Genomic DNA, 14,273 nt, shown 5'->3' on the forward strand with positions numbered 1-14,273 from the left:
GGCAAACCTAAAGGCTCTGAAGATGGGCTTAAAAAGATAATATAGTAGGCCAATATACTTACAAGTTCTGACCAATCTTTTTTTAATCCCATATCAACAATCGGTATGGCCTTAATTGTCCAGAAAATAACTAGACTGAAAGGATTAACAGAACAAATGGAAGAAGCATATTTCGACTATTTCAAGCCCCAGACCTTTAGTCAACTCAGAAAACACTTAAAAAAGGCTGTGAACAACTAAAACAACAAGAGCAGTATTACTATTTTTGATGAGGAACATTAAAAAACAAAAAACCTGTCAATACTAAAAAGGAGGTTTAACTCCCGACTAAAGAGGTGATGTTTTACTTAGACAAAAATGTTCTTGATTTTTGGATCAGATAAATTCTGGACTTGTTTCTATAACCACTGAATTACCAACCAAAATAGGAACTAATTTGTAATTGCACTTGGTACGCTTTACAATTCTGGTTTTTGGGGATTTTAGAGTAATTGAAATTGTTGTCAACTTATTTCAGGACGGGTCACTGCATAAAAAAAAGCCACGCGATAAATCGCGCAGCTTTTTATTGTAAATCAAGAATTGAATTCCTAATTTATTCAATACACTATAGCTTAGGCCTCAGGAGGACATACTAATACTCTCACCTTCACCCACAGTGGATAACTTACATTATCCGCACTTAATTCCATAATATCATTTATAGAAGCTGTAATTTCAGCTGTATTTGAGCGATAATCTAATAAAAATGATTCGCAGAATGTCTCGTTATCAGTCACTACTACTTCAAAACCACTTGCGAAGTCCAATCCGAAATCAGTTGTAGATATCACCAAATCATTACTGTCATTCAGCATTATCGTTAGGTCTTCTACTGGATTATTAGAACCCAATTCGGCTAGGAATAATGGCTTCTCAGCATTTATCTCCACAAAACTATCAGTTCCATTGACATAATAAAAATTACAATTACCAATGTCACTCCAAGTCTGATCATTAAAGTCTTCTGTACAATCGAAGTTCACAGGAGGTGGCGTAGTTTCTCCACATTCAAATCTTATGTGGTGATAGCCAGGTTCTTGTGCTTCAAGTGCGATAATACTTGCCTGAGTAATCTCAAAGTCATAATAGTCACTTGCATCTGCAGTGTAATCAAGATAATCATGATTCATTACAGTTACTCTTGCGTAATAAGTATCGTCACCAAGATCTGGCAATGCAAAACATAATACAGAAGCTGAAGGCCATTCACCTGCCATTGTTATGGAATTGGTGTCATTGCTAATATTAACTTCATCTGTCATAGCAGCATCAGTGAATACATCTACATTAAAATAAGCAGGATAATCACGACCTGTTTCATCATCACAATAGTTAACAAAGATACAGTAGCTGTTCTCTACCTCTATTACATCAAAGTCAAAAAATGGATATCCATAGGCAGCTTCTTCCCTTGAGTAATAACATAGAACATCGACATCAATATAGGGTTTTGTTCCGGCTACCAACTCGATTTCGATTGGAAGTGCGTCACCGACCTCTGGTTCAAAAGTGCTTCCCTCACGAGGAGCAACCCATAACACATTTCCACCTGCATCATATACAATAAAGTGGTGTAGATAATAAGTACCTGCAGGAAGTGCAAGGTCTTCTGAGTAAGTAGTCTCCCATGATCCGTTGTTATTCACAAGGCCAACCTCAAACCAGTGTTCTTCAGCAACTTCATCATTTGCATTAGTGGACCCTCCTATCATAACATATGCAGGGACTGCATTGTCTCTACATTCTGCTTCTGATTGCTTGTTCTGATCGTTAAAAGCATTAAGTAAAGCACCGAAAGTTAATTGTACCGTTTCGGGATCATCTGTGACTACACCTGCTTCTTCTTCTTTACTACAGGAAGTAAAAATTAGTGCAAACATTGCCAGCCAGGCAATGGAAATTTTGAAATTTTTCATAATAAATTGATTTTAATTAATAAAAATTAGAATGGTTAATAAAAATTATTTAAAAAGATCTCTCCGAACCTTAGATCCGGAGAGATCTAATTCTGTCTAGAAGTCTTCATGACACACCTGTCCGGCATGTACGATTAAAGTATAGTTATCTTCTCCATCCACAGGGAAGCTATAGCTTAAGAGATCTGTGTCCTTGTGGAGATCAAATTGTCCGGGAGCACGATTTTCAGGCCACTGGTTATCATCATTAAACCAGAAGTGGGTGTCTCCAACAGTAACTCCGTCGTAAAGATCAATAGTTACATGAATTTGTTCTCCATCATCATCAAGTTCAATAATAACATCACCCGCTCTCCAGGCTTTACTGGTATCATTTTGACCGGCACCTGCCCAGAAAGGAAGCACCCAACGCTCATTTTCTTCATCGTAAAATTGTGCATCTACATCTACACCATCGATGAGAAGTCCCCATCCCCAGTTGTTACCATTATAATGTTCAGCAAGAACGTAATCTCCAAACATGAAGGCTGTATCACCACACCCTCCATTGGTCACACAGGTGTTTGTGTCTCTACAGTTAATAACACAATCACCGTTAGTGTCTAAAGCAGGATCTATACCTGGACATGGGTCACCCGGCTCACAAGAGTTCGTATCATTACAGTCAACGATACAATCTCCGTTAGTATCTCCAACCACAGTTCCGGGCTCACAAGTCGGCTCTCCATAAGGAGGCTGACAATTGAATCGTACATGCTCATAAGCTGGAACCATTAGTTCCTGATCATCGATATCATCCTGAGTTATGGTGAATTCAAAATAATCAGAGTCAGGATCTGACAAGTATGGAAGTAGATCGTGATTGCGAACAGTTACTCGTGCATAATAGGTATCATCACCAAGATCTGGTAAGGCAAGACATAACACCGTAGCAGCAGGATCACCACCTTGCATAGATATCGAATTCATCCTATCACTGTAAACCACCTCATCTCCATCCCATGTGTCTGACCACACTTCAACTGAGAAATGAGCAGGATATTCCCGTCCTGTTCCATCATAACAGTAGTTTACAAAAATGCAATAGCTGTTTTCTACCTCAATAATATCGAAGTCAAAGAACGGGTAACCGTAAGCTTCCTCTTCTCTTGGATAAAAACATAATACATCAACTGCGATATATGGTTTTGTCCCTGCAGCTAATTCAATAGCTTGTGGTAAGGCATCGCCCACTTCACTTGCAAAAGCTCCTCCCTCTCTGGGAGCAACCCATAATACTTGATGACTTGCATCATAAACTATGAAGTGTTGTAAATAATAGGTGTCTTGAGGAAGCTCAAGATGATCTGAATAGGTGGTCTCCCAGGATCCACTATTATTAGTTAGTCCAACTTCTATTAAGTTGTCAGCATTTCCGCCTGCAATAAAATCGGTTCCTGCTTCATCAGTCGATATACCTAACATAACATAAGCTGGTACTGCATTGTCTCTACATTCTGCTTGTGTCGCCTGTTTATTTTGGTTATCAAAAGCATCCAGCATAGCACCAAATGTTAACTGCACGGTTTCTGTGTCACTACCTGTGACATCGTTTTCTTCTTTACTACACGAAGTAAAGGTCAATGCCAAAACGGTAAGCCAGGCAATTGAAATTTTAAATTTCTTCATAATTCCTTAAGGTTTTTGTTAATAAATAGAATGGTTAATAAATATATAATGGTTAATAAATAATATTCTAAAAGGTCTGCAACGGGGGGAGTAAAAAAAGCTGGGGGAAGCAAGTGGGGGAGTAAAGGTAATTCTTGTTAAATGTAGGATTAATCTTAACTGCTGACAATGGGGGAAAACCCTCCTTTTCGTTATATTTCGATCATATTGTGATTAAGTGCATAGATAATACTCTCCAGGATTGTTCCCGAATGTGTACGTCGTGTAATATTAGCTCTGTGCTTCTCTATAGTCTTGGCCGAGATACATAAGGCTTCAGAAATTTCCCTGGTCTTATAACCTTTGCATAGCAGGGTGATAATTTCTTTTTCCCTCTTGGTAAAATACTGCTCTTCCTGATTACAGTAATTGGAAAAATATTTTTCTGTTTCGGGTGAATTTGTACCAACTTCATTTTTTAAAGGAAAATCATTTCCGGTGAAATTGATCATCATGATCATTTGGCCGCAAAGATTCTTATCAAGCTTCGAAAAAGTTATTTTGGCTTCCCTAATTTTTTCATTCATTACAAGGGAAGTTTTAGTAATAGCTTTCATATGTTTGCCTTTAGCAAATTTTTTAAGAGTCTCTTTTACTTTCAGTTTATTTCTCTCTACTACAAGGTCTGTAAGTTCAAGTCGCTTCTTCCCTGTAATAAAAAAATCGTTTTTGAAAGCATCGTTCATTGCCACAACCTTTTCCTCCTGTAAAAGGATTACGGGATTCTCTAACAGATTAAATAAGCCCATAAAGGAATCTTTCCAGTAATTAGTAAGACATCTTTTGTTTTTGATAATTTCCTCAATCTCCTCTACAATTGTTCGATAACAACCGCTGTCATAGATAATTCCATCAACGGTATCTTTAATGTTCTTATCCAAGAATTTTTTATTTTCCTGATCTCCAAAAAGAAAAAGAAGACTTTTATTTAAAAAATGAGTTAATTTAAAATTTGTCAGGCTTTTCAGGCTCTCAAGACCTAGCGAAGAATAATCGACAAGAATGACATCAGGTAAAATGTTAAGTGCTAATGAATATCCGGCATGAATGCTGTTTACCTGCGTCGAATTGAAATTGTTATTGGCTTCCTTTTCAAGATTAATGGCAAGGTCCCGGTTTTTAGTAATTAGTAGTAGTAAATTCTTTTCCATATCGTAGGTCCCGGCTTGTAGTTTAATTAATTTAAAGGGAGAATATTTTCTCCTCTTCACAGGTAAAGATATAGAAACTACTTTAAAATAAATCCTAAACTTGTGTGGTAATTACCTGACTTATAATAAGTTAAAAACACTAATTTCCTACAGGATATGATAATTTTAACTACATTTTAAACCTTGAAATGCTTTTTTAAGAAACATTTATTCAGAAAAAAATTTAAATTTTTCCTCATGGGTTAAAATGATTAATCAGAAAGCTCTTACTTTCTCAATAACTACAGTTTCAGTACCTTTGCAGCCTTGCAAAAAAATTCCATGGCCATAACAGAAGAATTTATTGAGGTACTTGGTGCACGGGTACATAATTTAAAAAATATTGATGTCAGGATTCCTCGGGAAAAACTGGTAGTAATTACCGGACTTTCAGGATCGGGAAAATCTTCTCTTGCTTTCGACACCATCTATGCTGAAGGACAACGTCGTTATATAGAAACTTTCTCTGCCTATGCCCGCCAGTTCCTGGGAGGTTTGGAAAGACCCGATGTTGATAAAATTGATGGACTCTCCCCTGTTATAGCTATTGAGCAAAAGACAACAAGCAAAAGTCCTCGGAGTACAGTAGGAACAATAACCGAAATATATGATTTCCTACGGCTCCTGTATGCCAGGGCAAGTGATGCTTACAGCTACAATACGGGAGAGAAAATGGTGAGTTATAATGATGAGCAAATCCGGGATTTGATCCTCCAAAATTTTGAACAAAAAAGAATAAATGTTCTTGCCCCCGTAATTAGGTCCCGAAAAGGGCATTATAGAGAACTCTTTGAACAAATTGCCAAACAGGGTTTTGTAAAAGTGAGGGTAGACGGGGAAGTACGAGACATCGTCAAAGGGATGAAGCTGGATCGATACAAGATTCACGATATTGAAATAGTGGTAGACAGATTAAAAGTCACCTCAAATGAAGATTCGGGTAAGCGTCTGGCCGAAAGTATAGTGACAGCCATGTATCATGGGGATGGTGTTCTTATGGTTATGGATCAGGACAATGAGGAAGTGAAGTACTACAGCCGTAATTTAATGTGTCCAACTTCGGGATTATCATATCCTAATCCCGAACCAAATAACTTTTCATTCAACTCTCCAAAAGGAGCATGTCCTGTATGTAATGGAATTGGTACTCTGCACAAGGTCAATGAAAAGAAAATTATTCCCGACCCTTCGAAAAGTATAAAAAACGGAGCTCTTGCCCCTCATGGACCACAAAAGAAAAATTGGATCTTTAATCAACTTCAGTTAATTGCCGAACGATTTGATTTTAGCCTTTCAGATCCTGTAGAAATAATTCCTAAAGATGCTTTGAACATGATATTGTTTGGAGGCAAGGAAAAATTCAGCAAGGAATCTCAAACCCTTGGGATCACAAGGGAATATAAAATTGACTTTGAAGGAGTAGTTACTTTTATTGAGGCGACTTATGAAAAAAATGAATCCACTTCCCTGCGCCGATGGGCAAAGGAATATATGGATAAAATTAAATGTCCAGAATGTGAAGGAACCCGCCTTAGAAAAGAATCTCTTTACTTCAAAGTAAATGGAAAAAACATTGCCGAACTTGCCCAGAAAGACATTATAGATCTTGCCGAATGGTTCAAAAATCTGAATACCGAACTTTCAGAAAAGCAACAGAAGATAGCATCTGAAGTTATTAAGGAAATTAGAACCCGTTTACAATTTCTGGTGGACGTAGGTCTTAATTACCTTTCTTTAAATCGAGGTTCTAAATCTCTTTCGGGAGGAGAGGCACAGCGAATTAGGTTGGCTACGCAAATTGGCTCTCAACTGGTTGGGGTATTATATATATTGGACGAACCAAGTATAGGATTGCATCAACGCGATAATGAAAAGCTAATTAATTCTCTTATTTCTTTACGGGATCTTGGAAATTCGGTCATTGTAGTTGAGCACGATAAAGATATGATCGAGCGGGCCGATCATGTAATAGATATAGGTCCCGAAGCTGGAAGACACGGAGGAGAGATCATAAGCCAGGGCACTCCGCAGGAGATCAAACAACACAACACTATTACGGCCAACTACCTTAATGGAAGTATGAAAATTGAGGTTCCCAAAAAGAGACGAAAAGGTAATGGTAAAAAGATCGAGCTCACTGGTGCAACCGGAAATAATCTTCAAAACGTTTCGGTAAGCTTTCCTTTAGGAAAAATGATTGCTGTAACCGGAGTATCCGGAAGTGGAAAATCAACATTAATTAATGAAACCCTTTATCCCATCATGAACGCTCATTATTTCAACGGGGTAAAAAAACCAAAGCCATATAAGAGCATCAAGGGCCTGGAACATATTGATAAAGTAATAGATATTAATCAAACTCCTATTGGTCGTACTCCCCGATCAAATCCTGCAACCTACACCGGAGTTTTTTCTGAAGTCAGAAACTTATTCACAAAAACCCCCGAAGCAATGATTAGAGGTTATAAACCGGGCCGCTTCAGCTTCAATGTCAAAGGCGGAAGGTGCGAAACCTGTAAAGGTGGTGGATTACGTGTAATTGAAATGAATTTCTTACCTGATGTGTATGTTGAGTGCGAAACCTGCCAGGGTAAACGATTTAACCGGGAGACCCTGGAAATAAGGTATAAGGGAAAATCAATTTCAGATGTTCTGGAAATGACCATCAATGAATCTGTAATTTTCTTCGAAAACATTCCGAAGATCTATAGGAAAATAAAGACCATACAGGATGTGGGGTTGGGTTATATTACTTTGGGACAACAAAGCACCACGCTTTCCGGAGGAGAAGCGCAACGCATAAAACTGGCAACAGAGCTTTCTAAAAGAGATACCGGTAATACTTTTTACATTCTGGATGAACCTACCACAGGCTTGCATTTTGAAGATATCCGTGTACTAATGGAAGTATTGAATAGGCTGGTCAATAAAGGAAATACGGTGCTCATCATAGAGCATAACCTGGATGTAATAAAAATGGCCGATTATATTATCGACATTGGATATGAAGGAGGAAGAAACGGAGGTAAAGTGGTAGCAAAGGGAACCCCCGAAGAAGTTGCCAAAGACAGGAAAAGTTACACTGCACCCTTTCTGCAAAAAGAACTAAATTAGCCGCAATTTGAAAAATTTATGAGAACAGAGACAAGAAATAAAAGCTGGAATGAAATAAAAACCAATGACTCCTGGGCTATTTTTAAGATCATGGGGGAATTTGTAAATGGATATGAAAAACTTAGCCAGATAGGCCCCTGTGTATCTATTTTTGGATCGGCCCGTACAAAACCCGATCACAAATTCTACAAGTTGACCGAAGAGGTTGCCAAAAAAATAGTAGAACACGGGTATGGAATTATCACCGGAGGTGGCCCCGGGGTGATGGAAGCAGGAAATAAAGGTGCTCATCTTGCCGGTGGAACATCTGTAGGCCTGAACATCCATCTTCCATTTGAACAGCACGACAACCCCTATATTGACAATGATAAAAATATAAATTTTGATTACTTCTTTGTAAGAAAAGTCATGTTTGTAAAGTACTCTCAGGGTTTTGTAGTTATGCCCGGTGGATTCGGAACTTTGGATGAATTGTTTGAAGCGATTACCCTAATACAGACAAATAAGATCGATAAATTTCCCATTATCTTAGTTGGAAGAGATTTTTGGGGAGGTTTGATTGATTGGGTGCGAAGTACATTACTTGATAATTTTCAAAATATTAGCAGCGGAGATATAGATATTATTCAGGTAGTGGACACTGCCGAAGAAGTTATCGAAATTCTTGACAAATTCTATGACGAGTATAATCTTAGTCCTAATTTCTAGGAATTATCTAAAAGTTTATTCTAAAAACAGCCTTTTAGACAGGGCTGTTTTTAATTACGATAGCATCATCTGTAAAAAACCTGTATCAATATAACTTCAGAAAAATTTATATAAGATGTTCATTATTGTGCTTTGAAATAATATCTTGCATCACATTACGTTTTTAGTCTTAACTCCTATCTGCCACTAGAAAAATTGAATATAAAGCTTCCTATTTTTTTTCTGTTTGCCTTCCTGTCCTTTCCTCTTTTTGGGCAACATAATGTTTTTATCAAAGCAGAACTTAATGATTCTATAAAATCAATATCCATACAGCAAACGCTGGAGTATAGGAATACCAGTAGTGATACTCTCAGAGAGATTTATCTAAGCGACTGGATGAATGCTTTTTCTGATACCCGCACCCCACTAGCCCGTAGGTTTTTTGAAGATTACGATCGTAGTTTCCATTTTGCCCGGCAGGAAAGAAGAGGAGGAACTACCATTAATTCCATTATAGGAGATTCATTAAACCTTCTTAAATGGGAACGCCCTAAAGATCAACCCGACTTGATCAAGATAATCCCCGAGCATCCAATAGCTCCAGGGGAAAAATATATAATTAATTTAGACTACATAGTAAAGATTCCCAGCGATGAATTCACGGGTTACGGCTATCAAAATAATGGAAAGTACGAGTTGAGATATTGGTTTATTGCTCCGGGGGTCTATAATAATGGCTGGAAAGTTTACAGCCATAAGAACTTAAATGATCTCTATCTTCCAAAACTCAGCTTGGATATTGAACTAACGATTCCTTCCAATCTTTCAGCTATATCTGCCTTGAAGATGAGTAAGATTGAGCCTAATGGTGCTCAAAAAACTGTTTTTTTATCGGGGGAGGAAAGGTTAGATACAGAGTTGCATCTCACTAAAGAAGTTATTTTTGAAAATTTTAAAGTGGACAGTCTTCATGTACTAACAGATATTTCCGATAGTGGGGCAAATCCCGGAATGAAATCTTTTTTTGTAAACAGGATAATAAATTATCTTCAGGATAACCTTGGCCCCTATCCTCACTCTGTTCTGCTTGCAACTCAGCAAGATTATGCTTCAAACCCGGTCTACGGTCTTAATCAACTTCCAAAATTTTTAAGACCCTTTCCGGAAGGCTTTAGTTACGAATTAAAACAACTAAAGATACTTACAGAAAACTACTTGGAAAATTCCCTCATGTTAAACCCCCGGGAAGATAAATGGGTCATGGATGGTATACACATCTATATGATGATGGAATACATTGATGAATACTATCCAGATCTTAAATTACTGGGAAGTTTGAGTGAGATCATTGGTGTACGCTGGTTTCATGCTTCCAACCTGGAATTTAATGATCAATACCCTCTTATGTATTTGTTTATTTCACGTAAACATTTGGATCAACCATTAGACACCCCCCAGGATTCCCTTATAAAATTTAATAAAAATTTAGCTAACCCTTTTAAAGCGGGAGTAGGTTTTGAATATCTTGATGAATTCCTGGAGGACAACACTATCCCCTATTCCATTCAGGAATTTTTTGAGCAATATAAACTGAAACCCGTTGACGCCAAAGATTTTCGTCAAATTCTTGTTTCAAACGCCGGGAAAGACGTAGAATGGTTTTTTGATGACTATGTGTCAACAAAAAGCAAAATTGATTTTAAAATACGTAGTTTGTCGAGAGAGGGGGATTCATTGCGAATCATTTTAAAAAATAAAACAGGCACCTCTGCTCCCGTTCAGGTTTATGGGCTAAACGGAGATGACGTTGTATATAAGACATGGGTAGAACATTCTCCCGGGGTTCGGCGGGTACGTATTCCTGCAGCCGGAATAAAACAGGTTGCTGTCAATCACGAAGGAGTTGTGCCGGAAATTAACCGAAGAAATAACTATAGAACGGTGGGAGGAATTATGAACCGACCGCTACAGTTCAGACTTTTTCAGGATTTCGAGAATCCCAGGTATCAGCAGGTATTTTTTATGCCCGAATTCCAGTACAATCTTTATGACGGACCTTCCTTTGGACTTAAGCTCTACAACAAAACTGTTCTGGATCGCAATTTCGAATATAACCTTTCGCCCTTTTATGCCTCAAAAAGTCAAACCATTGTTGGTGGTGCAGGTTTATCTCACAAAATTTTCTTTGATGAAGATTTATATATGATCTCATATGGCATAGGTGGAAGCCGGTTTTCTTATGGGCATGATCTTATGTACCAAAGGCTTACTCCCCATCTCTCCTTATATTTTAGGGATTCCTACATGAGACAAAGTCCCAGGGAAAGAATCATGATACGCAATGTAAATGTCTATAGAGATCAAAATGAATTTACAGATCTTGAGGTGCCTAACTACAGCGTATTCAATGTAAATTACCTGTACAGTAATCCCGGACTCGTTACTTCTTTATCAGGATCTCTGGACTTTCAGGTAGCCCAGCAATTCAGCAAATCTTCTATTACCCTTGGATATCGGAAGCTTCTAAAAAATGACAGACAGGTGAACCTGAGATTTTTTGGAGGAGCATTCTTGTATAATGATATGCCAAATAGTGATTATTTTAGTTTCGCACTTGATCGTCCTTCAGATTATCTTTTTGATTATAATTACTACGGAAGAAGTGAGACGAGTGGTTTATTCAGCCAGCAAATTATCATGGCAGAAGGTGGATTTAAATCAATGTTGGAACCCAAGTTTGCGAACCAATGGATAACGACGGTTAACGGAAGTATAACACTCTGGAAATGGATCTATGCCTATAGCGATGTAGGCTTGGTAAAAAACAGGAATGACAACGCAAAGCTCCTGTACGACTCCGGTATAAGATTGAGCCTGGTACAAAGTTATTTCGAGATCTTCCTGCCTGTTCATTCCAGTGAAGGATGGGAATTTGAAGGGGAAAACTACGATCAAAAAATAAGATTTATAGCTACGCTCGATATTCAGACCTTAATAGGATTCTTTACCCGAAGCTGGTTCTAAAGATTCTTTTATTCTTAATAAAATATACTCCTCACCTCTCCTCTTATATTAATCTCATTATTTGGATGCTTTTATTGTGAAAAAATGATTTTAAGCAGGTTTCATTGAATTGTATTTAATCATTGTTTTCTGTACATTTGCACTAATCTTAAACAAGTATTATGCAGAGTGAAACCTCCCCAAAAAGTGCAATTTCTTTCGAAGATTTTAAGGCACAGGTTTTAAGCGACTATAAACTGGCGGTAACCAGCCGTGAGTGTAGTCTTTTGGGACGCCGGGAAGTACTTACCGGAAAAGCTAAGTTTGGGATCTTTGGTGATGGAAAGGAAGTACCACAGTTAGCATGGGCAAAGGTTTTTAAGAATGGTGATTTTCGTTCCGGATATTACAGGGACCAGACCTTTATGATGGCAATTGGAGCTCTTAATATTCAGCAATTTTTTGCAGGCTTATACGCTACCACAGATATTGATCAGGAGCCCAGCTCTGCCGGTAGACAAATGGGAGGTCATTTCGCTACACACAGTTTAAAAGAAGATGGAACCTGGAAAAATTTAATGCAACAAAAAAATTCCAGTGCAGATATTTCCCCTACAGCGGGACAAATGCCTCGCCTGTTAGGTCTTGCACAGGCTTCTAAAATATATAGAAACGTGGAAGGTATAGATGCAGAGAAATTTTCCAATAAGGGCAATGAAATTGCCTGGGGAACCATTGGTAATGCCAGTACCAGTGAAGGTCTGTTTTGGGAAACTATAAATGCTGCCGGGGTACTCCAGGTACCTATGGTGATGAATGTCTGGGACGACGAATATGGAATTTCTGTTCATGCGAAACATCAAACTACAAAGGAAAATATTTCTGAAGTTTTAAAAGGTTTCCAGAGAGACAAAGGTGAAAATAACGGCTATGAGATTTATAAAGTGAACGGATGGGACTATCCCGCTCTTATAGAGACATATGAAAATGCAAGTGAAATTGCCAGAAAAGAACACATTCCCGTATTAATTCACGTTCAACAGCTTACTCAGCCTCAGGGGCACTCCACTTCAGGTTCCCATGAGCGATATAAGAGTGAAGAAAGACTGCAATGGGAAAGGGAACATGATTGCAATGTTAAGATGAGGGAATGGATGATTGCCACGAATATTGCTACAGAAGAGGAACTTCAGGAGATCGAAAAAGAGATTAAAAAGCAGGTAAGGGACGGGAAAAAGGATGCATGGGAAGCTCATACCTCACCCGTGAAGAATAAAATGAAGGATATATTGCCTGTACTTAAAAAGGTGGCCGAAAATAGTCAGAATAAAAATTTCATTCTTCAATTAATAAACGAACTTCAAAGCAACAAAGAACCGTTAAAGCGGGACATCCTGGTTACAACCAGAAAAACTCTAAGACTTTTAATTGGAGAGGATTTCCCGGCAAAACAGGAGCTAATTGACTTCATTAATAAATATACCGAAGAGGTTCGGCCGCAATACAGTAGTCATCTTTACAGTACATCACAATTTAACGCTCTAAATATAGCTCCTATAGCTCCTTCTTATGATGAAAATTCTCAAGAAGTGGATGGTCGGCTTGTGTTAAGAGAAAACTTTGACAAGATTTTCGAAAAGTATCCCGAAACTCTCATTTTTGGAGAGGATACAGGGGAAATTGGGGATGTGAACCAGGGACTTGAAGGGCTTCAGGAGAAATATGGAAAATTGCGTATTGCAGATACCGGGATAAGAGAAGCGACTATTCTGGGACAGGGAATAGGGATGGCGATGAGAGGTCTGCGGCCAATTGCAGAAATCCAATATCTTGATTACCTGCTATACTCTCTCCAAATCATGAGTGACGATTTAGCCACTTTACAATACAGAACAAGAGGAAAGCAAAAGGCTCCGCTTATTATTAGAACCCGTGGGCATCGTTTGGAAGGAATCTGGCACAGTGGCTCCCCAATGGGTGGTATACTACATCTCATCCGTGGTATTCACGTCCTGGTACCACGCAACATGACCAAAGCAGCAGGATTTTACAATACCTTGCTTGAGAGCGATGAACCTGCCTTAATTATTGAATCACTTAATGGGTATCGTTTAAAAGAGAAGATGCCAAATAATCTTGGAGATTTTAAAACTGCACTCGGGGTGGTCGAAACCATGAATGAAGGTGAAGACATTACGCTTGTATCCTACGGTTCTACGTTGCGACTTGTTCAACAGGCTGCCCATGAACTTCAGGAAGTAGGAATAAGCGCTGAGGTTATTGATGTTCAATCCCTTCTACCATTCGACATTCAAAGGGATATTGTAAAAAGCGTTGAAAAGACAAACAGGCTTCTTGTAATCGATGAAGACGTTCCGGGAGGTGCTTCGGCTTATATTACGCAAAAGATTTTGGAGGAGCAGAATGCATGGAAGTATCTCGACAGTAAGCCACAGACTCTTACGGCAAAAGACCATCGTCCGGCGTATGGAACAGATGGTGATTACTTCTCAAAACCCTCTGTAGAAGACATTTTTGAGAAAGTATATGAAATTATGAATGAAGCAGATCCTGCAAGATTCCCCGATCTAAAATAATATCACAAAAAACT

7 protein-coding genes are annotated in these 14,273 nt (G+C 38.4%); 4 read left to right on the forward strand and 3 right to left on the reverse strand.

From position 1 onward, the window contains the following. Window positions 1-614 precede the first annotated feature (614 nt). The 3 genes from H148_RS0102780 to H148_RS0102790 form a co-directional block, all read right to left on the reverse strand. Entirely contained in the window at window positions 615-1,958 is a 1,344-nt protein-coding gene (locus tag H148_RS0102780) for a hypothetical protein (RefSeq protein WP_029033426.1), read from the reverse strand. Between the two features lie 96 nt (window positions 1,959-2,054). After that, complete coding sequence (locus H148_RS0102785) at window positions 2,055-3,626, reverse strand: hypothetical protein (protein ID WP_029033427.1); 1,572 nt, start codon at window positions 3,624-3,626, stop codon at window positions 2,055-2,057. A 191-nt stretch (window positions 3,627-3,817) separates the two neighbouring features. Further along, window positions 3,818-4,816, reverse strand: coding sequence for a response regulator transcription factor (locus H148_RS0102790; protein WP_029033428.1), 999 nt, complete (start codon window positions 4,814-4,816; stop codon window positions 3,818-3,820). A 321-nt stretch (window positions 4,817-5,137) separates the two neighbouring features. On the opposite strand from H148_RS0102790, the gene uvrA reads away from it, so the two are divergent. The 4 genes from uvrA (at window position 5,138) to H148_RS0102810 (ending at window position 14,259) form a co-directional block, all read left to right on the forward strand. Next, on the forward strand, window positions 5,138-7,969 hold the full coding sequence (gene uvrA / locus H148_RS0102795; RefSeq protein ID WP_029033429.1) for an excinuclease ABC subunit UvrA: 2,832 nt from the start codon (window positions 5,138-5,140) through the stop codon (window positions 7,967-7,969). Between the two features lie 18 nt (window positions 7,970-7,987). Continuing rightward, window positions 7,988-8,677, forward strand: coding sequence for an LOG family protein (locus H148_RS0102800; protein WP_029033430.1), 690 nt, complete (start codon window positions 7,988-7,990; stop codon window positions 8,675-8,677). A 195-nt stretch (window positions 8,678-8,872) separates the two neighbouring features. Further along, window positions 8,873-11,683, forward strand: coding sequence for a gluzincin family metallopeptidase (locus tag H148_RS0102805; protein WP_029033431.1), 2,811 nt, complete (start codon window positions 8,873-8,875; stop codon window positions 11,681-11,683). A 161-nt stretch (window positions 11,684-11,844) separates the two neighbouring features. Next, entirely contained in the window at window positions 11,845-14,259 is a 2,415-nt protein-coding gene (locus tag H148_RS0102810; protein WP_029033432.1) for an alpha-ketoacid dehydrogenase subunit alpha/beta, read from the forward strand. Window positions 14,260-14,273: the final 14 nt, after the last annotated feature.

Origin of the sequence: Salinimicrobium terrae DSM 17865 (genome assembly GCF_000424665.1) — a bacterium.
Taxonomy (GTDB): Bacteria; Bacteroidota; Bacteroidia; order Flavobacteriales; family Flavobacteriaceae; genus Salinimicrobium; species Salinimicrobium terrae.

What these genes read in the sequence shown, in the direction of transcription:
- H148_RS0102780 (WP_029033426.1), bottom strand. Translation starts at nt 1,958, where the DNA reads ATGAAAAATTTCAAAATTTCCATTGCCTGGCTGGCAATGTTTGCACTA.
- H148_RS0102785 (WP_029033427.1), bottom strand. Translation starts at nt 3,626, where the DNA reads ATGAAGAAATTTAAAATTTCAATTGCCTGGCTTACCGTTTTGGCATTG.
- H148_RS0102790 (WP_029033428.1), bottom strand. Translation starts at nt 4,816, where the DNA reads ATGGAAAAGAATTTACTACTACTAATTACTAAAAACCGGGACCTTGCC.
- uvrA (WP_029033429.1), top strand. Translation starts at nt 5,138, where the DNA reads ATGGCCATAACAGAAGAATTTATTGAGGTACTTGGTGCACGGGTACAT.
- H148_RS0102800 (WP_029033430.1), top strand. Translation starts at nt 7,988, where the DNA reads ATGAGAACAGAGACAAGAAATAAAAGCTGGAATGAAATAAAAACCAAT.
- H148_RS0102810 (WP_029033432.1), top strand. Translation starts at nt 11,845, where the DNA reads ATGCAGAGTGAAACCTCCCCAAAAAGTGCAATTTCTTTCGAAGATTTT.